Raw genomic sequence first — 24610 nt, 5'->3', positions numbered from 1 at the left:
TATCGTTTTTATTTCTAATATAAGATATTGATGTTGTTAAAGTTTTGGTTTTTAGTTGTTTGTTTCGTGGATTTAATTTCTAATTTTTTCGCAACTATAATGCTTCAGGAATTTGTAAATATTTGTTTAAAGTAACTAAAAACCGACTGCCTGTTAATCCGTCTGTTGCGCGATGATCACCAGCCAATGTTACAGAAACACAAGACCTGATGCCTATCATTTCGTTTTCGGCAAATGGCTGTTCCGAAATACTTCCAAAACCGATAATGGCTACTTGCGGAGGATAAATTACACCAAAAACGGTATCAGCTCCGCCGTCGCCTATACTCGTTAGGGTTATGGTAGAATCACTCAATTCTGAACTTAGTAACCGCAATGCTCGAGCTCTTGGGATAATATCATTTAAGGCATCCATGATTTCATCAATACTTTTTAAATTGGCCTGATGAAGGGCTGGAACGATAATACCACCAGTGCGTAACGATACTACAAAACCAATATTAATATCTTTTTTCAGCTGTAAACCATTATCCCAAATAGCATTCAAATCCGGAAATTCAAGTAGCGATTTCGCTGTTGCTTTTATCAATAAAGCAACAGGAAGCAACCGTTGTTTCTGGAGACGTTTATTATTTGCTACTTGTAACCATGCCAATGCATTTGTCATATCAATTCTTTTTTCCAGATAATAATGTGGAATTTCCCTGTTAGACTGACTCATAGTAGCCACAACTTCAGAACGAATTGCTTCAGCAATACTGCTCTGTTTTTCTGTTTCAATTGGTATTTCCTCCGTGTTTTCAATATCAATTTTTTCAATCGGATTGTCTACATCGTCTTTGGTAATGGCTTCATCAGTTGCAGTTGCAGTTATTTTCGAAAGATCATTATGATTATCATCAGCTTTAATTTTTTCAATCGGATTGTCCACGTCATCTTTGGTAATGGCTTCGTCAGTTTCCGTTATTTTCGAAATGTCAATATGATTATCATCAGCTTCAGTTTTTTTAATTAGATTATTCGCATCATCTTTGGTAATGGCTTTATCGGTTTCCGTTATTTTCGGAGGGTCATTATCCTCAGAAATTCTTTGCGCTAATGGAGCTGTTTTGATAGAAAGGTCTTCCACTTTCGGAGCATCAATCGATTCTATTCTTTCTTCTGTCGATTGTATTGGTATTGATTCTGGGATTTTTTCTTCTTTTTTTGGTTCTGATGTAACTTCGCTAGGATTTATTAATGCCATTACAGTTCCCACTGGGACTTTATCCCCTTCTTTAATAAGCAATTCTCCAATGGTTCCTTCTTCAAATATTTCAATATCAATCAGTTCTTTCTGTGTTTCAACTTCGGCGATAATATCCCCACGCTTCACTGTATCTCCTGGTTTTTTTTTCCATTCGATCAACGTAGCTTCTTCCATATCCGCGCCCAAACTGGGCATTAAAAATTCAATCATGGCGTATTATTTTTTTGACTGTATTAACACTATCATTTTTCTGCCGAATTGTAGCTCCTTTCATTGAGCAGCTTAGGGAATAGACACTTCAACACCTCACCGCTGTATTGGAGCTCCAAATCATAAAATCCTTTTCTCTACGCCTTCCCACACCGATTACCCGATGCGTTTTAGCAATCCAAGTTAAGAGCATTTTCTCATCCAATGCTTTCCGAAGACTTTGTTTCAAATCCTCTCGACAGGTGATTTTTATTTTACGGTTACTGTTTTCCATGTATTAAATCAATTATCTTAGATGATAAACTATTTGTTTTTCCAACGTTTTAATGTCGGTAAAATGTTTAAAGCCTTTTGAGTCATATAAGCAGGAAGTTTCCTTTTTCCATATGCGTTTTTACGGCTTTTTTCATTTCTTTCAAATCAATTTCTGGTTGCTTAAAGTGACCATTCTCATAGCAATATTTGCAATAATCATTGTTTTTAATACCGTTTTTTAATACCTTTTAATTCCTCAGAGCGAAGTGGCTTTCCGTAACTTTGGTAAAAAGTAGTATTTTTTCATAATTTTTAATTTTTTAAAAGTTACATAATAAGGATTGAAATCAGTATTAGTTTTCTTTATGAATTTCAAATTTCGTTTTAAACAGATTTTGTTAATTGGTCTAAAGCTCCCAAGCTCTCGCTTCCGCAAAAGTACTGTAATCTTAATTTCGTTTCAATTTAGCTTTCATTCGGCAATTTCATTTTCTGTAATCCAACTGCTTGTTCCTCTTCTTTTTTATGTTTTATTAGAATTGATTGAACAATCTAAATATTGGGAGTATTAATTCTTCTCTAGTTTTATTTTACATACCAAAAGCATAATAATAGTACGTAGAATCACCGGCATATTTTCCTTCCAGTATGATGCCCCCTTTTTGTGCTTCAACAGCTTCCATAAAAGAATTAATTGTTGACATCGCTTTATTGTTAACGGATGTGATTACAAATCCTTCTCTTATATTGGTATCTCTTTTCAGTTTTCCTTCATACAATTTTGTGACTTTTAGTCCGTTTCTGACGTTGTATTTTTTTTGATCTTCTTTATTGATTTGAACAAGTTCGACCCCTAAATTTTTGAACAAATCTTTCCCTGTGGTTTTTATGATTTTTGGGATTGCTTCTTGTTTTTGCAGTGTTACAATAAATTCTTTTTTTTCTTTACCGTTTCGGATTAGCGCAATTTTTACTTTTTCTCCAGGGTGTTTTCGCATAATGATCTCCTGTAATTTTGCTGCAGAAAAAGTTTCAATATCATCAATGCTGATGATTACATCTTTCACATTGATTCCGGCTTGTTTTGCGGCTCCGTTTACCATCACGCTGTCAACATAAACGCCATTGGCACGACCAATATTTATTTCTTTGGCAAGAGTGCTATTCAAATCACGGATGCTTATTCCTAAAACACCTCTTTTAACCGATCCAAAATTCATCAGGTCATTAGCGACTTTTTTTACAATGTCTACCGGAATTGCAAAAGCATAACCCGCATAAACTCCCGTAGGTGTGGCAATTGCAGTATTAATTCCAATCAGTTTTCCGTCTAATGTCACTAAGGCACCACCACTATTGCCTGAATTAACTGCCGCGTCAGTTTGTATGAATGATTCAATGGCGCCCTGATCATTTAAAATATTTATATTGCGGGCTTTGGCACTTACAATTCCTGCTGTAACAGTTGATGCGAGATTAAACGGATTTCCCACGGCTACCACCCATTCCCCCACTTCAATAGTGTCAATATCACCATACTTAATAAAGGAAAGGTTCTTTTCATCAATTTTAAGGAGTGCGAGATCTGTCTGAGGATCGGTACCTATAATTTTGGCTGGATAGGAACGTCTGTCAAACAGCGTTATGTTAATTTCATCAGCATCTTTCACTAAGTGGTTATTAGTGATGATGTATCCGTCAGGTGTCAGTATTACGCCAGATCCACTACCTATTAACGGTTCTGGGGAATATTGTTGTTGGAATTTAAATTGTCTTAAAAAAGGCTCTTCTTTAAAGAATTCTTTTAATTGGTCAGGTAAATTATAAAATTCATCCCCATTTCTATCGCGTTGTATTTGGGATTTAAAAAGACATTTGATATGAACTACTCCAGGCGTGGCTATTTTGGCGGCTAATTTGAAATCTACAAGGCCTGTATAGGAAGTTTTCTTAGGACTGGAATCGATATTTTTCTGGAGATCTTCAATATCTTTCTCATTTTTCTTATCCTGAGATTGGCACCCTTGAAATGACAGAAGGATAATCAACCAATAAATTCCTTGGCTTTTCCAATTCCTTTTTTTTAATGGTATCATAGTAGAAATTGATTTTAGTAAAATTTATTGCGCTACAAAACCACCGGCAACAGCCATGGCATGTCCCGTTACAAAAGAGGTTTCATCCGAGCACATCCAAACTACCGCATTGGTAATTTCGTCGGGTTGATCAAAACGACCAACAGGTTCTAAACCTGTGAACTGTTCTATAGTTTCTTTACTGTTTCCGGTAAGTCTGTCAATCATGGTTTGTATTACGCCTGCACATACAGCATTGACCCGAATTCCGAGTTTAGAACAAGCTAATACAGCAGTTTTTGTTAATCCGATAATGCCATGTTTGGACGCTACATAGGCAGGTAAACCAGAGAATCCAACTAGGCCAGCAACAGAGGAGCAATTGACAATCACGCTTTTTCCCTGTTTCAGTATTTCGAGAATTTCGTATTTCATACAAAGCCAAATTCCTTTTAGGTTTATACTGATGGTTTTATCCCAGTTTTCCTCGGTACAATCGGCAGTGAAAGTAGACGTTCCTTCAATACCGACGCTGTTATAGGCATAATCCAATCGGCCAAAAGCAGTAATGGTTTGTTCCACCATCGCTTTTCCACCATCGGATTTTGATACATCACATTTGATAAAAATGGTTTCTCCTCCCATTTCTTTCATGAGGTTTACTGTTTCATTATTTTCTATCCAATCCACTACAACTACTTTAGCCTTTTTTTTTGCAAAAACAAGCGCAGTAGCTTTACCAATTCCTGATGAACCGCCGGTTACAATTGCTACTTTATTTTTGAATGTTGTTTTCATAATAGAAGTATTACATTAGAATTTTTCTTTTTGGTTTCTTTTCTGCTTCCAAAATATTTTCAATTCCTTTTATCAAAGCATCAGGATTAAATGAAATGCTGTCAATGCCTTCGTTCACTAAAAATTTAGCAAATTGTGGGATGTCGCTTGGCGCCTGTCCACACAATCCTACTTTTATTTCAAAACGTTTCGCTACCCGAATCGTTTCTTTAATCAAATATTTTATGGCTGGATTTTCCTCATCAAATAAATAGCTCACTAATGCGGAGTCGCGATCCAAACCTAATGTGAGTTGGGTTAAATCATTGGAACCAATCGAAAATCCGTCAAAGAGTTTTGCAAATTCATCTGCCATTAATACGTTACTGGGAATTTCAATCATTACATATACTTCCAGTCCGTTGATGCCTTGCACTAATCCATTTTTAACCATTTCATTAAGAACATTTTCTCCTTCTTCGAATGTTCTGCAAAAAGGAATCATCAGTTTTACGTTCTGGAGTCCCATTTTATTACGTACTTTTTTCATGGCTTCGCATTCCAATGCAAAACCTTTTCGATAAAAATCACTGTAATAACGGGAAGCCCCACGAAATCCTATCATAGGATTTTCTTCCTGAGGCTCATAATATTTTCCGCCAATGAGGTTGGCATATTCATTACTTTTAAAATCACTCATGCGTACAATTACATCTTTTGGATAAAAAGCGGCGGCAACAATTGCTACAGCTTCGGCTAGTTTATCAACGAAATAAGTTTTAGGATCTTCATAGCCTTTAGTTAACGCAGCGATTTCGGCAGCAATGTTCTCGTCGGTTATTTTTTCGGGTTCGCACAACGCCAACGGATGGATTTTTATGGTATTTGAAATGGCAAATTCCATTCGCATTAATCCTACACCTTGGTTGGGATAATGACTTAATTCAAACGCTCTTTCGGGGTCAGCAAGAATAAGCATGGGATCCGTTTTTGGCATTTCAAGTTTGCTGAAATCCTGTTCGGTTATTTCCCATTCCAGCAATCCTTCGTATATGTTTCCTGCTTTCCCTTCGGCACAGGAAACAGTAATTTCCTGTCCATTTTTTATTACAGAAGTAGCATTGCCACAACCCACTACTGCAACAGTTCCCAGTTCTCTCGCTACTATTGCGGCATGACTGGTGCGTCCGCCTTTGTTAGTAATAATTGCCGAAGCTCTTTTCATGATGGGATCCCAATCAGGATTAGTCAAATCCGTAACGATGATTTCTCCATCTTGCAGTAAATTGCCATCTTGCGGACTGTTTAGAATTCGGGCTTTTCCCGAAGAAATCTTATCTCCAAGAGCAATTCCTTGCGTTAAAAGGCTACTTTTTTCTTTGAGTTTATAGATTTCTCTAACACGCTTATTTGCTTTTCCATGAACGGTTTCCGGTCGCGCCTGAACAATATAAAGTTGGTTGTTCAAACCATCTTTTGCCCATTCAATATCCATTGGTTTTTTATAGTGTTTTTCAATTTTATAACACCATTGGGCAAGTTGAATAACTTCTTTGTCGCTTAAGGAGAACTGGTTTTGTTTCTCTAAGGAAGTATCTGTATTACTAATTGTGTTTTCTGCGGATGAACCGTTAGATTTATCGGCATAAATCATCGTAAATTCTTTTCTACCGCATTGTCTTTTTAGAATAGGATCTAAATCGGTGTTTTCTAAAGTAGGTTTAAAGACCATCCATTCGTCAGGCGTAACAGTACCTTGAACAATGTTTTCTCCCAATCCCCAAATGCTATTTATGATAATGGTATTTTCAAAACCGCTATCCGGATCAATAGTGAATGCTACGCCAGAAGCTGCTTTGTCACTTCGAACCATTTGTTGAATACCTACAGAAATTGAAATGTCCAGTTTAGCAAAACCCATATCATGACGGTATTTTATGGCGCGGTCCGTGAATAAGGACACATAACAACGGTGTACTGCAGCGATTAACTGTGCTGTACCGTTGATATTTAAAAAAGATTGCATTTGTCCCGCAAAACTTGCTGTGGGTAAATCCTCTGAAGTTGCGCTGCTTCGTACTGCCACGTCAAGATTATTACTACCACATTGTTGACTAAGGGATTGATAAGCAGTATCGATTTCATCCCGAATTTCATTTGGAATTGTTGCCGATAAAATAAGATTTCGTGCTTTTTCTCCAATGGAAGAAAGATTTGAATATTCTTTGGTATCTAATGCTAACAGTAACTCTTTCAATGGTTTTTCCAGATTATTTATTTTTCTGAAAAGACGATATCCAGCAGCCGTAATGGTAAAACCATTAGGAATGTTAATGCCTTTTGGATTGAGCTGATTGTACATTTCGCCAAGAGAGGCATTTTTACCGCCAACTTTATCAATAGCATTAATACCAATTTGGCTAAAAAACAGAATGTGTTCGTACTTTGCCATTTCGTATGTTTTTTAATAGAAACTGACCATTAGTCTGTTAAAATAGTAGCAAAAAAAATAGTTGAGGCGCACTTTTTTGGTTAATCCGACAGTAAATTTGCTTCAAAAGTAGGTTTGAAATTCACATAATTTTTGAGGTTAAAAAAGAAGAAAGTAGGTATTCTTCTTGTTGAAACCCATACTGTAAATTTAATCAATTAATTATTTTTATTGGTATAAAAAAGATATTTTTTTTATTGTTTTTTAAATTAAGTAATTAAGATACAGTAGTTTGTGTTTTTTGTTTTATTGAAATATACAGGAACGGAAATGAACTTTTTTTCAATAAAATTAAAAAAGTATTAGTAACGCTGAAAGATAAAAAAGATTAATATTATGTGAGAAAAATAATTGTAATTATTTAAAATATTAAGTTTATATATGTTGATTGCAAAAAATAAATTTTGTACTGCAACGGGTTGGTAAGTTTATAGAAATAGAGTAAGTTTATCTATAAAAATATTTTTAGTTTGTATCAATAAATTTTCTAGTATTGTTATTAAATAAAAAGCCCCAAATTGATGAAAAAAAATCCGATACCGGAAAATGAAATAGAAAGACTTAAAGCACTGAAAGAGTATTCAATTATGGATTCTTTGCCGGAAAAGGAATATGATTCAATAACCCAACTCGCCTCTTATATTTGTGGAGTTCCTGTAGCCTTAATAACTTTATTAGATGAGGAAAGACAATGGTTTAAATCCAGTGTTGGATTAGGGGTTACTGAAACTCCAAGAAACGTATCTTTTTGCCAACATGCAATTATGAGCGATGAAGTATATGAAGTCAATAATGCAATGGAAAATGAGACATTTGCTGACAATCCTTTAGTGACCGGGAATCCTAATATTAGATTTTATGCAGGAGCACCGCTTAAGGATGAAAATGGCTTTAATTTAGGGTCTCTATGTGTTATAGATACAGAACCGAGAATATTGACTAATGAACAAAAAAATGCTTTAAAATTACTTGCCCACCAAGTGGTTTTATTATTGAGTTTACGAAAAAAGAATACGGATTTTATTAAATCTCAAAAGGAATTCCAGAATTTTATTGGACTTTCAAAGGATTTGGTTTGTATTGCGAACGTGGACGGTTTATTCTATAAAGTGAACCCGGCCTTTACTGATGTATTGGGTTATTCTAAAGCGGAATTAGAGGGTAAGCCATTTATAGATTTTATTCATTCGGAGGATTTATTTAAAACATATAAAGAAGTTGAAAAGTTATCAAATGGGCATAAGACTATCAGTTTTGAAAACCGGTATCGCTGTAAAAATGGCAAGTATATTTTATTGAGTTGGAATACATCTCCAGATCCTGATACAGGGAATTTATATTGTATTGCAAGAGATGTTACAAAGGAGAAAGAAGCAGAGTTAAATATAATAAATAGTAATAAATTATTAGATGAATCACAAAGTATCGCTAAAATAGGAAGTTGGAAATTTGATTCAGTAACAAACGAGCTTATCTGGTCTAAAGGACATTATCAGATTTTTGATTTAGAAGAATTGCCTTCTGATGAGCTTTTTAAGGCATACCGAAGTAAAATTCATCCTGATGATTTATCGAATCTTGACAATGCACTTGAAAAAACATTAACTACTGGATCCGATTTACATTACAATCACCGAATTTTATTTTCTAACGGACATTTAAAATATATTGTAGGTGTTGGGAAGCCATATAAAAATGAAAAAGGTGAGGTAGTAGGGATTCAAGGTACCATTCAGGATATCACGGACAAAACCTTAGCGGAACAAAAAATAGAAGAAAAAGCAAAAGAAATAAACGATATTAAATCAGCATTAGACGAAGCGGCAATCGTTGCAATTACAGATCAAAGAGGTATTTTTTCTTATGTCAATGAAAATTTTTGTGCAATTTCTAAATACTCTAAAGAAGAACTACTAGGGCATGATCAGCAAATAATTAGTACGGGGTATCATTCGATAGAATTTAGGAGAGATGTATTTGGAACAATTGCTAATGGAAATGTTTGGAAAGGAGAAGTAATGAATAGAGCAAAAGACGGCTCTTTTTATTGGGAAAACACCACTATTGTTCCTTTTTTGAACGAAAAAGGAAAGCCTTATCAATATATCGCGATTAGTACGGATATCACTCAAGAAAAACTAGCAAAAGAGAATTTAAATAATGCCTTGGTTGATCTCGAAAAAAAGAATAAAGAGCTGGATCAGTATGCTTATATTGTTTCTCATGATCTTAAAGCACCCTTAAGAGCGATTAATAATCTTTCGGAGTGGATTGTTGAAGATATGCCTGAAATGCCCGAAACTGTGCGTGCTAATTTTGAATTATTGCGTGGACGTATACAGCGGATGGAAAACTTGATTAATGGCGTTTTGGAATATTCCCGCATTGGCAGAACAAAAATTGAAAAGGAAACAACTGATTTAAAAAAGATGTTGCATCAGATTATTGATTCTGTTGTTCCTCTTGAAGGATTCGAAGTTTTTATGGTAGATACTATCCCGGTGATTGAGACAGAAAGAATACTTTTACAACAGGTTTTTAGCAATCTTATAAGTAATTCAGTCAAGTATAATGATAAATCTATAGGTAAAATAGAATGTTTGTATGAAATATTGCCTGATTTTCATCAATTTACCATAAAAGATAATGGACCCGGTATAGCAGAAGAATACCATAAAAAAGTATTTGAAGTTTTTCAAACCATTGAAGCACGTGATAAAAAAGAAAGTACAGGTATTGGTTTATCTATTGTTAAAAAAATAATTGAAGAAAAAGGAGGCGTTATTTATATAGAATCTGCGAATGATAATGGAACAAGTTTTATTTTTACACTTCCTAAATAAATGTATATGACAGCATCAGAAAAAAAATGTCAAGAGGAGTTAGTTGCCCTTAAAAAGGAATTTGAAGAGTTCGTTTATATTGTTTCGCATGATATAAAAACACCAATGCGAGCTATTTCAAACCTGACAACTTGGATTGAAGAAGATTTAGGAACGAATGCAGACAAAGATGTTTTAGACAACTTTAGGTTACTGAAAAACAGAGTGGAACGACTTGAAAAAATGATGAATGCTTTACTGGAACTTTCTCGAGTTAATAGCAACGAAATGGAGTTGTATGAAGTGAATATCCCTAAATTAGTTTCCGATTGTATTGAAATGTTAACCGATAAATCAAATGTTGAATTTCATGTTACATATAATTTAAAAAACGAAAATACAGTCACTTTGGGTAAGAAATTGCAAAAAATACTATTTAATTTACTTGATAATGCCGTTCGATTTCATGATAAGGAGAAAAAGAATGTTTTTGTTGAAATTATCGAAAATGAAACAGATTATGACATAAAAGTAAGCGATGATGGTCCTGGGATTCCAGAAGAAGTAAAAGATAAAATTTTCTCGATTTTCTATACCGTAAATTCGAAAGATGTTGTAGATTCGACAGGTGCAGGATTAGCAATCACAAGTAAAATAATTAAATTAGCAGGAGGCATCTTCCAATATACTCCAGCTGTAAATAACGGCTCAGTTTTTAAATTTAACTGGCCTAAACAACAAGAATAAAAAATTAAAATTATGACACAAAGATTGGTAAATATTTTATTGGTAGAAGACGATGAGGTTGATGTGATGAATGTTAAAAGAGCATTCTCTAAAAATAATATTAAAAACCCGCTTTTTGTAGCTGGGAATGGAGTTGAAGCCTTAGAAATGCTTGATGACAAGATTATTCCTTTACCTAAAATTATTATTTTGGACATTAACATGCCTAAGATGAATGGAATAGAATTCTTGAAAGTTTTAAGGGAAAATGAAAAACTTAAAAATATTTCTGTCTTTGTCATGACTACTTCAAATGAGGACAGTGACAAAATTAAAGCCTATAATTTGAACGTTGCCGGATATATTTTAAAACCATTGTCTTTTGAAAAATTTGTAGCTTCAGTTTCTACACTTAATAATTTTTGGCAATTGTGCGAAATGTAAGTTTTTTTCTTAAATTTACGTTATGACGAGTTCAAATATCTTATTAGTAGACAGTTGTAGTGCAGATGTTGAAAATGTAAAAAATGCATTTTCTGAAATCGGTATTAAATCTACTTTGTATTTGGCTCAAAACGATGCTGAAGCTTGGCTAATGTTACAGGGAGATAATAAAATATCACCCATTCCAAAAATTGTACTGATAGATATTAATGAGGAAAGTGTAAATGGAATAAAGCTGTTAAGTAAGATGAGAATTCATCCTGATTTAAAATCAATTTTAGTTTTTGTGATAACAAGGACTGACAATGATGTAAATAAAGCGGCAGCTTTAAATTTAAACATAGCAGGATACATGCATAAACCATTTGAAAGTAAAAATACCACCGATTTTTTTTCAATACTTAATGACTATTGGAATATCATTGAATTTTCAAGTGAAAAAAAATAAAATTATATGGCTATTGCTTTAAAAATACTAATAATTGATGATGATAAAGTCGATTCAATTACTATAATTCGTTCGATATCTCATTCTGGAATTATTGCTGATGTTGAAACTGCTTTTTCAGCTAAAGAAGGTATCGAAAAAATCAAGTCATTTCCTTATGACCTGATTTTTTTAGACTACATGATGCCGGATAGTGATGGTATCTCTTTTTTAAAAAAATTGAGAGATATAGGAATTGAAACACCAGTTATTTTTGTCACTTCACAAGGTGATGAAAAAATTGCCAGCCAGGCTATTTTAGGTGGGGCTTCGGATTATATTCCAAAAACATTACTGACTCCTGATGGTATTTCGCAAAGTATCAGAAATGCAATTAAACTTCATGATAGCCTTGAACTGCGTAAAAAAACTGAATTGGCTTTAACTATTAATGCCAACAGACTTTATGAAGCCCAAAAATTAGCCAAGATTGGGAGTTGGGAAATAAACCTAAATGATGGGGGCGTTTTTTTCTCAGAGGAAGTTTTCAATATTTTTGAAATTGACAAGAATAGTATTCCTTCCGTAGCGCTCATTAAATCGTGTTTAATTAATTCAGACGATATAGAACTTTTTGAAAGTAACCTCAATTACGTAAAAAACAGTAATTCAGAAGTGCAGTTTAGCCATAGTATATTATGTGAAAATGGAACAATTAAGTACATTAATGAGTTTATAAAATGTTTGAATGATGAACACAATGTGCCATTCAGGATTTTGAGTACCATTCAGGATATTAGCGAGCAAAAACGCATTGAAAAAGAATTAATAAATGCTAAAGATATTGCAGAGCAATCCGTTAAGATTAAAGAACAGTTTTTGACGAACATGAGCCATGAAATTCGTACTCCAATGAATGGAATTATAGGATTTGCAAGAATTCTAGAAGGCACAAATTTAGACAGCGATCAGAAGCAAAGTGTAGAAGCCATAAAAAGAGCCAGTAAAAACTTATTGGTTATTATTAACGACATCTTGGACTTTTCTAAAATAGATGCTGATAAAATGACATTTGAAGATGTAAATTTCTCCTTGTCAAAAAACATCAATTCAGTAATTGAATTGCTTTCTCCGATTTCAAAAGAGAAGAAAGTAAAATTATTATGTGAAATAGATCCCGAAATAAATAATTTTTTGATTGGAGACCCAACACGGTTATCGCAAATATTGATTAATCTGGTTGGAAATGCTTTAAAATTTACGGAGAAAGGGTATGTGGAGTTAATCGTTTCGCAAGAGAAGGAATCTGAATTTGATACTTTTATCCGATTTACTATTATAGACACAGGTATTGGTATTCCTGAAAATAAGATAGATTCCATTTTTGAAAGTTTTAATCAGGCATCAAATGAAACGACACGAAAATTTGGAGGAACCGGCTTAGGACTCACCATTACCCGCAAACTCATTGAATTGCAAGGTGGAATGTTGACTGTAGAAAGTGAGGTCTCAAAAGGGAGTGAGTTTTCATTTTCATTACAATATAAAAAGGCTCAGGAAGGAACTATTGAAGCTGTAAAAATAGTAAAAGAACAATTATCCTCTAATTTCCTAAAAAACATAAAAATACTTTTGGTCGAGGATAATGAGCTAAACCAACTGCTGGCAATTAAAGTGTTTGAAAAATGGGAGAAAGAAATTGACATAGCCGATAATGGTAAAATTGCCATCGACAAAATAGAAAAGAATGATTATGATATTATTCTGATGGATATTCAAATGCCGGAAATGGACGGAAATGAAGTTACAAAACACATACGAACCAATATGGGATCTAAATCAAATATCCCAATAATAGCGTTAACTGCGCATGCTACATTAGGTGAAGAAAAAAGGAGTTTAGAAAGCGGTATGAATGATTATCTGTCTAAACCTTTTGATTTTAATGTATTGCTTGAAAAATTACACCACAATTTAATGAATGTAAATAATAATAAATCTTTTGATTTGTCAGAAGAAGAAGAGGTCGAAAAATTAATCAATTTTAAATATTTAAATGAATTTGCCGACGGAGATACCGTTTTTATCGAAAAAATGGTGTCCTTGTTTTTACATAATGCTCCACTGGCTTTAGAAGCTATAATTGAAGCAAATGAAATTGATAATATAATAGTTTTGAAAGCGGAAGTGCATAAATTAAAATCCTCTATCAGTTTGTTAGGAATAACAAGTGCATCAAAATGTATTGATATTATTGAAAGCGAAATTGAAATAAATCCTCTGGGACAAATACGGAAAGAGGAAGTTGAAAATTTTTATGAAATTTGTCAGCTTGTCTTCAATGAATTAGAAACAATACATGGTTTTTCTAAAATATAGTAAGTCAGCAGAACCCAATAGGTAAAAAAAAACGTAAATGCTATTATAAATAGGAACAGTTTTTTACATAATACGGGTTTTGTCTTAAAGCATAATTTCACAGTAAATTTTCAATATATTAATACTTTAAACGGTTTAAAAAGCCTATTTTTGAAAAGCCTCCTTGTGTTTATTAAGTACTGTAAAACGTAATATTTTCAATGTTTTAATTGGTGTATCAATAATTAATTTACAATAAATGAAAATACTAATTGCCGAAGATGATGAGATGATGCTAAAAACTATGGAGTTTAAGCTCATTCGTGAGGGATATGAGGTTGTTGCATGTCCGGATGGTAACGTTGCATTAGATAAAATAGTTTCAGAGAAGCCTGACCTTATATTATCAGATATAGAAATGCCTTTTGCTTCTGGATTAGATATCGTCAATAAAGTAAAAGTGGAGTTAAAACTAAATATTCCAATAATTATATTATCCTCTTTAGGTTTAGAAAAAACCGTCTTAAAGGCTTTTGAATTAGGTGCTGATGATTTTATTACAAAACCCTTTAGCCCTAATGAGTTAATCGTTAGAATCAGACGATTTTTAAAATGATTATTTAAAAACTCCTTACTTGTTATTTAAACCAAGATGGAGTTTTTAAATAATGCCACGTTGGTTTAGGGCTTACTTTGTTCAATTGCCAGTCAACTACATTTTATTTTGGGTTATAAATATGGATGGATTGTCCCACTAATTTCCATTTTCCCTTTATTTTCTCTAATAACCGGATTTCATAAGAGAATGTTTTTTTACCATCTTTTGCCGTTGATTCTTCATTATGGCTTACCCAGGCATTATTTTTATGGATGCTCATTTTGTAGTTGGTATTCACTGAAAAGCCACCATTACCCATTGCACTAGGGTTTGTGTTAATCATCGCAGTAGGAGGGACATCTATAGTGGCACCTTCTGGGGTCGAAACTAAAATCCTGCTGTACGGTTGAATGTGCCAGCATTCCGTATGGCCTTTACTATCAGAAGCTCTCCATGTGGCCGATTCTTTTTCCAGTAGTCGCTTTATTGATTCAGATTCATCAATCTTTTGACTGTACCCCAATATACTTATACTTAAAATTAAAAAAAAAGATAATTTCCATTTCATGTAAATTGTGTTTTGTAGTTATACTAATTGATTTATTCACTAAAGATAATGTAATTCTCATTTAATGATAATCTTAGAACTAAAATTTTAATTTTAAAGCAAAAATCAGCAGGTAGTTTTTGTTTTTTTTATAAGTATTTTTAGGTTAAAACAGCAAAATTGTTTTGACAAAAAAAAGTTTATTTAATAAGAAGTGTTCGACTATCTAAATCGCATAATATTGGTTTATAGTAAGTTAGTTGTATTTAAAGCTGAAAACATTACTGTATTGAATAATTTAAAGGTATATTAGCTTAACCTTAAAAAATCAATGATGAATTATTTTGAAGAAAGTAAAAAATTACTGGAAAACTCCGTATTATTTTATTTAATAACTACTGGAATGGATGGCAATTATTCTTATATAAATGGACATTATGCCAAGGAATTTTCACATATCAAAAGTAATTTTGTTGGAGAGCCATATTATATTACAATGCATCCTGATGATAGGAATACTTGTGTAGAAGTTTCTATGAAATGCTTCGAGAATCCCGATAAATTATTTCCTGCTACAATAAGGAAACATGATGGGAAAGGAGGTTATGTTTATACTCAGTGGGAATATAAAGCAATGTTTGATGATCAAAAAAATCCGATGGGAATATTCTGTTTGGGATACAACATAACCAAGTATGTTGCCGAAGAATTAGAACTCCAAATTGCACAAGGACAGATTGAGAAAAACACGGATATTATTGAAAAAATTGTTTTTCAGCAATCACATCTTATTCGGGCTCCGTTGAGTAATATAATTGGACTTACTAGCATTTTGGATACTACATTATTAGACAGTAATACGAGTAATATTTGTGATATGATATTGGAAAGTTCAAATGAACTCGATGAAGTTATTAGAAGTATTATAAATATTGCTAGGGAGACCTAGTTTTAATTTCCCATTGTGATATTGTGTTATTTTTGATTGGTTGAATTGCAATTGGTTGTATACCATGTCGCATTAGCTTCAGTTCTAACGAAGTATCGAAAAAAAAAGTAAATATATTGGATTTAAATTATAACTCTTTAGGCAAAAAGCAATTGTCTCGTTTAGCCCATTAAAAAGCACTCTTAAAAGCTACCTTGTGAACACAATTTTAAAATAAGGCACCGATAACACTGATTAAGCAGATTTACACTTATTTTTAGTTGATATTAAAAAGTTAAATACAAATTTCACTAATTTACACGAATTAATTTGTGTAAATTAGTGATATTCGGGTTTAATATCCTATCAATTTTTATGCTTAAGCTGTTTACGATCCGGCGAATGGTGTCCCAAAGATTCCGACCGCAAGTTCAAGCCAAATGAGGACGAACAGGACTAGAAGAACTACACAGATTACAATGCGGTGCTCGATTTTGTTTACTTTCCTCATTACAAGTTCACACATGAGACCGGTGCCGAGCAATAGAACAGCTGCGACAATAAAATCGAACAGCGTCCAGTTTACTTCATCTGTGAACTGCATTGCGATTAATGGAATGAGCAATAAAATCAATATAGTGATCACAATACTAATAAGTCTTTTGTTTTTCATACTTATGAATTTTCTGTTTTTTAAAAATAATTTGTTTGTCTGGGTCTTAATGTGTCAGTGGTGAAATTGTCACGGGCAATCAAAAATATAGACGAAAATTACAAAGCGAAACTATTTATCTACTAAAGTGGCACCTACAACCCCAGGTTTTTTCTCAGCGAGCTTTAATACAATCTTAAGAGTTTCAAGATTAATATCGTCAATTTTCTTCAATCTAATGCAACCTAATCCCTTGCTAAGCTTGCCAAGCTCCTTTTTATGTTTTTCTGCTGCACACGTATCCTCAACAACTGCACATATATAAATGCTGATATAATTCTTTTGATTTGCCAGAGCAATTATGGGCCAATCTTTTTTTTGTTTTTTCGAATCCAAATAGTAAAACGAACCGTAACCAATCATATTAGAAGCAAAATAAGGTTTTAGGTTCGGAACTGCTTTTTGAATAAAATCGTGGAGAAAATCAATTTCTTTCTTGCGATCTTCAGGTACGCTCAAAAGATATTCTGCTACAGATTTTGCCTCATTTTTTGCAAACATGTTCATAATCGTATTGTTTATATTAATTTTCCTTGGTTGACGTTTCGCTGCTTGGCGAAGTAGCAGGATTTTTACTAATCAGTTCTAAAGATAAACAAAATTTCAACTTAGTAATTTCCGGCTAAGAAAAACTAAACGAGCTATTAAGCCAAAGCGCTGTTAGTGGCTGGCTTTAATTATTCAGACACAATTCTCAAACAACATTTTTTTAGCTTATTTCTCCACAGTGTTTGTAAAAATCATTTGAGTATATATTATTCCAAATATAAACTCTTTTGAATTCTGTCTTTTTTAGATTTTCCTTTCAAAAGCAAAATTTATCCCAGTTATGACTATTGAAAAAATTGCATAAACAGGAATGAGTTCTGCAATTTTATTCCAAATTAAATTCATTGCACTTTTACAATCAGGAAATATAACAATTAGAGTATATGATAAAAATGCAAACGAAATCATCCAACATATGCCAACAAAATTGAATAGATATTTTATTATTTTCATCACATTATTTACGTTTTTTTTCGGCAGCTAGCCACTAGTACGTCTAAAAACTTCTAAACGAACTAATTTTTGTTAAATTGAATGTAGAAACATGTGATTTAAACTATAATTATTTCTTTTTTTGAAAAAAGAAGTTTGATTTAGCTTTTCAAAAACGAAGTGATAAAAAGCTTTAAAAGTGTTCTTAGATACAAAAATAGAGAGCCACTACCTTTAGATATTATTTTAACAGATTTTGGTCAATCAATTTAAAAATCGTGTGTAGGTAGTAGGCTGAAAAATCAATTATTATTTACTCGCTGTTGTGGGCACAGTTTAAAAAACTGCGCTAACGATTGTGTCATGTCAGCACGGTCGGGGTTACTCACTTTTAATTCAAATACAAAACTAACTTCAAATTAAGCTGAAAACCCAAATCCTGCTAAATCGATGTTGTGCTTTCGTTTTGTTTGTATTTTTATGTTGGATTATTTTTTTCTACTGCTTCTATTGTTCTTTTTGCAGCAGTCAATCTTATTTGAGTATTTTTATCTACTAGTTTACTTGTTATCCAATGCTCTAATTTGTGATGTAAAGGAATTAAAAGAGCTGCAATGAATACCATCAGGCATAACATTAGTATTGGTGAGTGATGTACAAATTCCCCCAAGTACGGATGCAGCAACAAATTGATAAATTCAAAAACGATTAATAAAGACAATATCCCTAAAAATCGGATAATCGACTCATTGACCAATATCGAATGACTCAATAACAGAAATATAATGATGAAAAGAATTAAAGTGGCAGAAATAGCAGAATACTGCAGATTATGCGACCGTTCTTCCTTAAGTTTGACTTCATTTTCAGCAGTTTCCATTTTTTGCATGCGTTCTTCAAATACAAGATTCTGAATTTGGGATTCTTCCTTGTTGCTTTGAATAGTGTCTTTGATAACGATGGCTAGTCTTAAATATTTGAGGCAGCTGTCCGATTGTTTTAGCCGGTAATAATTATCAGAAATGATTACTGCAGCCTTTTGCGATTGATGCAGAAATTTATTTTCTCCCAGTACAAGGGCTTTTTTACCATATACAATGCTTGAATCTGTTTGATGCTCTTTGAAATAAAGTTCTGCCAACGAAACATAATTAAAGCATAACCATCTGGGTTTATCATACTCGTTGGCACTCTTAATACCCATGCGGTAATATTCCAAGGCAAGCGGAATATTATTCAATTTATATTGTAAATCTCCCAGACGATTATAGGTAATGGATATGCCTTCGCTTTTTGATTTAATATTTTGTTGATATACCCTTTGCAGGAAATCCATAGCTAAATCGGTTTTTCCGGTCTCTAAATAACATATTCCTAACGTAGATATAATAGGATTGCATGGAATGTTTTTATCGGCGTTACAAATGTCTTTGGCAAGCAAAAGATTTATAACAGCGCTTTTATAGGCACCTTGTCTTCTGTAAATATTTCCTATGTTATTGTAAGCCATAACTTGGCCTCCTTTATTTTTTAGTTTTTGAGCTAATTTTAGTGCTTCTAAGGAGGTTTTCAATGCTCTTGAGTAATTACCAATAACAAATAATGAGAAGGCTAAACTATTCAGACTACGCATTTCAGCTTCTTTGTAGTGTTTTTTTTTGGAAAGTATCAAAGCTTCTTCTGCAAAATGGACTGACTTTATCGGATTATGGTCGGCATAGGCTGAAGAAATTTTCACCAATAGCGCTAACTTACCAGTATCTGACCTTGCTTGATAAAGACTTCGTTCAAGATTTTTTATTTTTAAGGATTGTCCGGAAACTGTTCCTATGAAAATAAAGAATAATAGGCTTAGAATATTTCTCATAGGTATTAAATTTACTTTTTTGAAAACTTTTTTTCAAGTAGATACTTTTAGGTTATCGAATTTGTCTTTGCTCGTATAAAACGAAGCACAACTTGTAGGTCTGCCAATATCCGTCCCTAGATTGGGTCGTTTTGTCTGATAAGGGTCAATATTTATTTACTCTCAAATATATTTAAAATTTTCTTACAAATCATCAGTGGGGCTGTTTATCAGTTGGATACATTTTTTGAATTTACATAGTGACAATTTTAGTTGTTGTCACCGTTGATTCGCATGAAGGATGGCAGTGGAAATCCTCCCGATTTTTCTTCGGGAGATTGAAGCGTACAGCCTGACCGTGTTGCATAAAAAAACAATGTCTTTTATGCTATAGCTCCGTAACAGGGACATGCCCATAAAAAAAGCCGCCTTGTTGAAACTAGGGCACTGAAAAAATCCCTTTTTTTAAAAGACTTTTAAAAAAACGAGATTAAATAAGATCAAAGCCTTATTTAATCTCGTTTTTTTGCGAAATTTAATTTTAAGTGACTACAAGGTGTTTATAACAACTAAAAGGAGTGAAATCATAGTGTTTTCCCTCCTTTTTAGGTGTTTTTATTTTCCGTTTTTCAGGTAGTTTTTCATTGCCCTCGTTTCAACGAGACGGATTTTGGTATTTTTAAATCAATATTCAAAAATTAAATCAAATGTATTGTTTTGCTCAAAAAGGATGGTCTATTATTTTTTCTTAGCCGCTGGCATCATGTGATTCATCTTTTTGTGCATCATTGGTTTCATCTCGGTCACAATTAATTTGATTGTGGTGTTCCCGACATTTTTGCCCATGTGAGTTACCGCAGGCATATAAATGGCAGTACCTGCTTTGATTTCCATAGTAGTTGCTGTTTTGCCTTTTTCAGTGATTTCTATTTTTCCGCTTGTTAAAGCATAGATGACATGGTTTGGATGACTGTGCCATGCAACTGCCATTCCTGGCTTGAACTCAACTTCCATCACTCTTGTCTTGTCGTTTTCAAGCAGTACTTTTTTATATATATTTGGTGATGCTTTCATGGGGTCTTGCGCATACAAACTCGCTCCTTGTAGTAGGAATAGTCCAAAGAGTAGCGTCATTAAAATTAACTTGATTGTTTTCATCTTTTTTAAATTTAAATGTTTAATTATTTTAATTTAATTTTTCTACTTATTTGACTTTTTAGTTTCGCCTGTTTTATAAGTAGTCGATGGTTTTTGTATTTCATCTTTGTTGTGAGTCGGCATTGACAAGAAATATTCAGCTGAATTGTCTATATTCTTGTTTGTCCGTAAGCGCTAGTAGTTTTTTACCACTTTAAGCTTGGGCGTACGAATTCATTCGTTTTTTTTGAATAGTGAGACACAATGGATGTGCCATTTTTTTGAGGTTACTAATTTACAAAAAAAATGAACTTAATGTTAAAATAAAGTTTATTTTTTGAAATTTAATGTATTGATTTTAAGTGTTTTGATGGTTTATTTTAAAAAAAACGAACACACCAAAAATCCGTTTTTGCCTTGTTCCAGAGAATATGGTAAAAACGGATTTAGTTTTTCAATTCGTAACTGATTGTACTCAAAAAATAGTGGATTGACCTTGTTATTTGTCAGGATTGAAGCCGAGAAATAAAATTGAATAGTAATTAGTAAGCATTCAAATGTTAGTTTAAAGTTAGTAATGTCATTTTTTGAAAACAGGTATTTAGTGCTGTGCTTATTTTTTAGTTCAGCAGGTTTCTAGTTTTTGCAAAATGTTGGGAAGTCCTTTTCACCGACGCCATAAATAACATCATTTTGAACCGTACCGGAGGATTTGTCAATAATTTCCCAATGATCTATTGTTTCGATAAAATTTAGTGGGCATTTAAAAGAGATATCGAATTTTAAATTGGATAAAGTATCGATATAACCATTGTTATCTGATATTGACCAATTCCCTTTATAAGTATTAATTCCGTCTGAAGCAGTTAGTAGGTTGTTTTCCTCAAAACTAAAATTAACCACTTTGAAATCAATTGTTTCATTGGAACTGGAGTCACAATAAAGATCTATTTTCAAAGTTCCGTCAGTAACAATAATAGTAACCGTATTTTGGTTATCTATAGGAGTTACACCATTTGGGAGATAGCCGGATTTTAAATTATGCATGCTTGGAGAGTAAGCAGAATTTATTTTAATTATTATCAATACCGGCTTTAAACTGAATTGTCTTAGTGTTTTCATAGCAAATAAATTAAATGATTAAATTTTAACACTTTACTACATAAAAAATATACAATACAATCAAATTTACGAATTTATATTAGTTTATTTGTTAAAATATTAAAATAATTTCAGTAATGTAAATATTTTTGTAGACTTTAAAAGCACAAAAAAAACAAGGTTTGCTTTCACAATAAGAATTTATAAATTTTAAATTAAATTTAAATTATTTTTATTTGTCTAATCTTAAGCTAGTTGTAATATTAATTAATTTCTATAGGTTACTTGATAATGATTCTGTTTTTTGAAGTAGCAATTTTACTATAAATTGCTTCAACAGCATAGTGTCTGATAAAATGGGGTATCTTTTTTAATTCATTAATTTGATTTAAAGCCAAACGTCTTATTGCACGAGACATTTTAATCAGATTATCAGTATTGTCATCAATCTCCATAGTTACTATTGATTGTATTATTTCTTTTTTTATTATATGTCCAATCATTCCTTGTTCAGTAATTGTATTAAATTGAATAAATTTTTCTACAATTTTTAAATTTTGAATGCCTTGGTAGCTAAAATTTGGTTGTTTATTTAAAAAAGTATGTTTCAATTTTGAAATTATAAAATCATTTATTGTATTTACTGAGTCTTCAGTCTCAACTTTTATAAGAGAAAAGGCAACAGGGATGTTCTTTTTGAAATGTAGTATGGTATTTACACTTCGGGTACTGGTTACTACTCCTGAAAAGTGTTTTCTTAAGGTTGATTTGTATCCGGATATGCCAAAGCTGTGTTTTAAAGATCCCTCATTACAATAGGCAAAAAGAATAGAGGATTTACTGAATGATTCCATACTCAGCGTTATGTCATCAGAAAAGGTAATGTTAACTTGAATAGCTGTAATACCATTTATAAATGGTATGGCATTAATATTTCCTTTAATTAAATCGGAATTCAGGGTTAAATTAAATTCGTTATTATTTGAATTTAAAACCCCATTAAAGGAGGTTTTTAGTTCATTAAAAACTTCATTAATTGTTCCGGTATTTAGGTAAATATTTTTCATAAGACGCACATTTAAATAATTGTAAAAAAGAAAATTGATTCCGTTTATTTTAACTATGTTAATCTACTCAAAGTACATAATTAAGTGTGGATTTTTTGTTGTGTAATTATTAAAAAATGTTTCATAATTCATTGTTTAATAGCCATGTAATTTTATTTATAGCTTAAAAAAAGAAATTATTTTTTAAATTTATTTTATTTTTTTAGTAGGGTGGAAGTGAAAATAGTAACATTAATATTGTTGTTTTATAGATTTAAAAGTAAGATTTGCCAACTGGGATAGACCCAAAAAAAATCCGATTTGCTTTCACAAATCGGATTTATATATAGTAGAGACGCACTGCAGTGCGTCTCTACGCATTGTTTATTTACAAATGTATTACTTCGCCATAAGCATCAGCAACGGCTTCCATGACAGCTTCACTCATTGTTGGGTGTGGGTGAATTGATTTTAAGATTTCGTGTCCTGTAGTTTCCAGTTTACGAGCCACAACTGCCTCAGCAATCATATCTGTAACTCCGGCTCCAATCATGTGACAACCCAACCATTCGCCATACTTGGCATCAAAAATTACTTTTACGAAACCATCCGGTGTTCCGGCAGCTTTTGCTTTTCCTGAAGCTGAGAATGGGAATTTTCCAATTTTCAATTCGTATCCTTTTTCTTTAGCTTGTTTTTCAGTCAAACCTACTGAAGCAATTTCAGGAGTTGCATACGTACAACCCGGTACGTTTCCGTAATCGATAGGTTCTACGTGAAGTCCTGCGATTTTCTCCACACAGTTGATTCCTTCAGCAGAAGCTACGTGTGCTAATGCTTGCCCAGGTGTAACATCACCAATAGCGTAATATCCAGGAATGTTAGTTTGGTTGTATGCGTTTACCAAGATTTTATCTCTGTCAGTAGCAATACCAACTTCTTCTAATCCTATGTTTTCAATATTAGTTTTGATTCCAACAGCCGAAAGTAAGATGTCAGCTTCCAGAACTTCTTCTCCTTTTGCTGTTTTTACAAATGCTTTAACGCCTGCTCCAGTGGTATCAATTCTTTCTACTGATGAGTTAGTCATGATTTTGATTCCTGCTTTTTTCAAAGAACGCTCCATTTGTTTTGAAATGTCTTCGTCTTCAACGGGAACTATATTTGGCATGAATTCTACAATGGTAACATCAGTTCCCATAGAGTTGTAAAAATGTGCAAATTCTACTCCAATCGCCCCAGAACCTACAATAATCATAGATTTAGGTTGTGTAGGCAAAGTCATTGCTTGTCTGTAACCAATCACTTTTATACCATCTTGTGGTAAGTTTGGCAATTCACGAGAACGTGCTCCAGTTGCAATGATGATATGGTCAGCACTGTATTCAGTAACTTTATTGTCTTTGTCAGTAACATCAATTTTTTTTCCTGGTTTTAGTTTTCCAAAACCATCAATCACATCGATTTTATTTTTTTTCATCAAGAATTGAACTCCTTTGCTCATTCCGTCAGCAACACTACGACTGCGTTGTACAACTGCAGGGAAGTCTTTGTCAAATGATGAAACAGTCAATCCGTAATCAGAAGCGTGTTTTAGATAATCAAAAACTTGAGCTGATTTTAGTAACGCTTTTGTAGGGATACAACCCCAGTTCAAACATACTCCGCCTAAGTTTTCTTTTTCAATCACGGCTACTTTAAAGCCTAATTGTGATGCTCTAATGGCTGTAACATAACCGCCTGGGCCACTTCCTAAAACTATAATATCGTATTTCATTTCAAAGTTTTTTATTTGTTTTTTATTGGTGAAATGCAGTCGCTAACGCTCGTGTCATTTTTTTTTCTTTTTATTTAAATTTTTGTAAAAATGAATTCGTAAA

The 24610-nt window shown here is 32.8% G+C and carries 19 protein-coding genes; 7 read left to right on the top strand and 12 right to left on the bottom strand.

Annotated elements, in window-relative coordinates; translation table 11 throughout:
• Positions 1-94 precede the first annotated feature (94 nt).
• From ACNQGG_RS10690 to ppsA, 5 genes are all read right to left on the bottom strand, one after another.
• Positions 95-1459, bottom strand: coding sequence for a dihydrolipoamide acetyltransferase family protein (locus ACNQGG_RS10690; RefSeq protein ID WP_417963818.1), 1365 nt, complete (start codon positions 1457-1459; stop codon positions 95-97).
• 356 nt (positions 1460-1815) lie between these two features.
• Positions 1816-1944, bottom strand: a complete 129-nt coding sequence (locus ACNQGG_RS10685) for a zinc ribbon domain-containing protein (RefSeq protein ID WP_417963976.1) — start codon at positions 1942-1944, stop codon at positions 1816-1818.
• A 360-nt stretch (positions 1945-2304) separates the two neighbouring features.
• Positions 2305-3810 carry a trypsin-like peptidase domain-containing protein gene (locus tag ACNQGG_RS10680; RefSeq protein ID WP_417963817.1) on the bottom strand — a complete coding sequence of 502 codons (1506 nt, stop codon included), beginning with the start codon at positions 3808-3810 and terminating at the stop codon, positions 2305-2307.
• A gap of 24 nt (positions 3811-3834) precedes the next feature.
• A complete protein-coding gene (locus tag ACNQGG_RS10675; RefSeq protein ID WP_417963816.1) occupies positions 3835-4587 on the bottom strand; it encodes an SDR family oxidoreductase in 753 nt (250 codons plus the stop codon).
• Between the two features lie 10 nt (positions 4588-4597).
• On the bottom strand, positions 4598-7018 hold the full coding sequence (ppsA, locus tag ACNQGG_RS10670) for a phosphoenolpyruvate synthase (RefSeq protein WP_417963814.1): 2421 nt from the start codon (positions 7016-7018) through the stop codon (positions 4598-4600).
• A 560-nt stretch (positions 7019-7578) separates the two neighbouring features.
• On the opposite strand from ppsA, the gene ACNQGG_RS10665 reads away from it, so the two are divergent.
• From ACNQGG_RS10665 to ACNQGG_RS10640, 6 genes are all read left to right on the top strand, one after another.
• On the top strand, positions 7579-9900 hold the full coding sequence (locus ACNQGG_RS10665) for a PAS domain S-box protein (RefSeq protein WP_417963812.1): 2322 nt from the start codon (positions 7579-7581) through the stop codon (positions 9898-9900).
• Between the two features lie 6 nt (positions 9901-9906).
• On the top strand, positions 9907-10626 hold the full coding sequence (locus ACNQGG_RS10660) for a sensor histidine kinase (protein WP_417963810.1): 720 nt from the start codon (positions 9907-9909) through the stop codon (positions 10624-10626).
• Between the two features lie 12 nt (positions 10627-10638).
• Positions 10639-11049, top strand: a complete 411-nt coding sequence (locus tag ACNQGG_RS10655) for a response regulator (RefSeq protein ID WP_417963808.1) — start codon at positions 10639-10641, stop codon at positions 11047-11049.
• Positions 11050-11071: 22 nt separating this feature from the next.
• Positions 11072-11497 carry a response regulator gene (locus ACNQGG_RS10650; RefSeq protein WP_417963806.1) on the top strand — a complete coding sequence of 142 codons (426 nt, stop codon included), beginning with the start codon at positions 11072-11074 and terminating at the stop codon, positions 11495-11497.
• Between the two features lie 6 nt (positions 11498-11503).
• On the top strand, positions 11504-13855 hold the full coding sequence (locus tag ACNQGG_RS10645) for a response regulator (protein ID WP_417963804.1): 2352 nt from the start codon (positions 11504-11506) through the stop codon (positions 13853-13855).
• 238 nt (positions 13856-14093) lie between these two features.
• On the top strand, positions 14094-14450 hold the full coding sequence (locus ACNQGG_RS10640; protein WP_417963802.1) for a response regulator transcription factor: 357 nt from the start codon (positions 14094-14096) through the stop codon (positions 14448-14450).
• A gap of 103 nt (positions 14451-14553) precedes the next feature.
• Here the strand turns inward: ACNQGG_RS10640 and ACNQGG_RS10635 are convergent, their stop codons facing one another.
• Positions 14554-15000: an endo-arabinase gene (locus ACNQGG_RS10635; protein WP_417963800.1), complete on the bottom strand. Its 447-nt coding sequence runs from the start codon at positions 14998-15000 to the stop codon at positions 14554-14556.
• Positions 15001-15310: 310 nt separating this feature from the next.
• On the opposite strand from ACNQGG_RS10635, the gene ACNQGG_RS10630 reads away from it, so the two are divergent.
• A complete protein-coding gene (locus ACNQGG_RS10630) occupies positions 15311-15928 on the top strand; it encodes a hypothetical protein (RefSeq protein WP_417963798.1) in 618 nt (205 codons plus the stop codon).
• Positions 15929-16691: 763 nt separating this feature from the next.
• On the opposite strand, the gene ACNQGG_RS10625 is transcribed toward ACNQGG_RS10630, so the two are convergent.
• The 6 genes from ACNQGG_RS10625 to lpdA form a co-directional block, all read right to left on the bottom strand.
• Positions 16692-17126 (bottom strand): DUF1801 domain-containing protein, encoded by a 435-nt coding sequence (locus ACNQGG_RS10625; protein ID WP_417963796.1) that lies wholly within the window; start codon positions 17124-17126, stop codon positions 16692-16694.
• Between the two features lie 952 nt (positions 17127-18078).
• The gene (locus ACNQGG_RS10620) at positions 18079-19467 is read right to left on the bottom strand and encodes a tetratricopeptide repeat protein (RefSeq protein ID WP_417963794.1); all 1389 of its coding nucleotides are present in this window, start codon (positions 19465-19467) and stop codon (positions 18079-18081) included.
• Positions 19468-20184: 717 nt separating this feature from the next.
• Positions 20185-20604, bottom strand: coding sequence for a cupin domain-containing protein (locus ACNQGG_RS10615; protein ID WP_417963792.1), 420 nt, complete (start codon positions 20602-20604; stop codon positions 20185-20187).
• A gap of 615 nt (positions 20605-21219) precedes the next feature.
• Positions 21220-21705 (bottom strand): hypothetical protein, encoded by a 486-nt coding sequence (locus tag ACNQGG_RS10610; RefSeq protein WP_417963790.1) that lies wholly within the window; start codon positions 21703-21705, stop codon positions 21220-21222.
• Positions 21706-21965: 260 nt separating this feature from the next.
• A complete protein-coding gene (locus tag ACNQGG_RS10605; protein ID WP_417963788.1) occupies positions 21966-22751 on the bottom strand; it encodes a hypothetical protein in 786 nt (261 codons plus the stop codon).
• A 367-nt stretch (positions 22752-23118) separates the two neighbouring features.
• The gene (gene lpdA / locus ACNQGG_RS10600) at positions 23119-24507 is read right to left on the bottom strand and encodes a dihydrolipoyl dehydrogenase (RefSeq protein WP_417963786.1); all 1389 of its coding nucleotides are present in this window, start codon (positions 24505-24507) and stop codon (positions 23119-23121) included.
• Positions 24508-24610 lie beyond the last annotated feature (103 nt).

The organism is Flavobacterium esculini, from assembly GCF_048284325.1.
Taxonomy (GTDB): Bacteria; Bacteroidota; Bacteroidia; order Flavobacteriales; family Flavobacteriaceae; genus Flavobacterium.
Note: the sequence above shows the minus strand (reverse complement) of the source record. Positions and strands in the feature narration are given on the sequence as shown.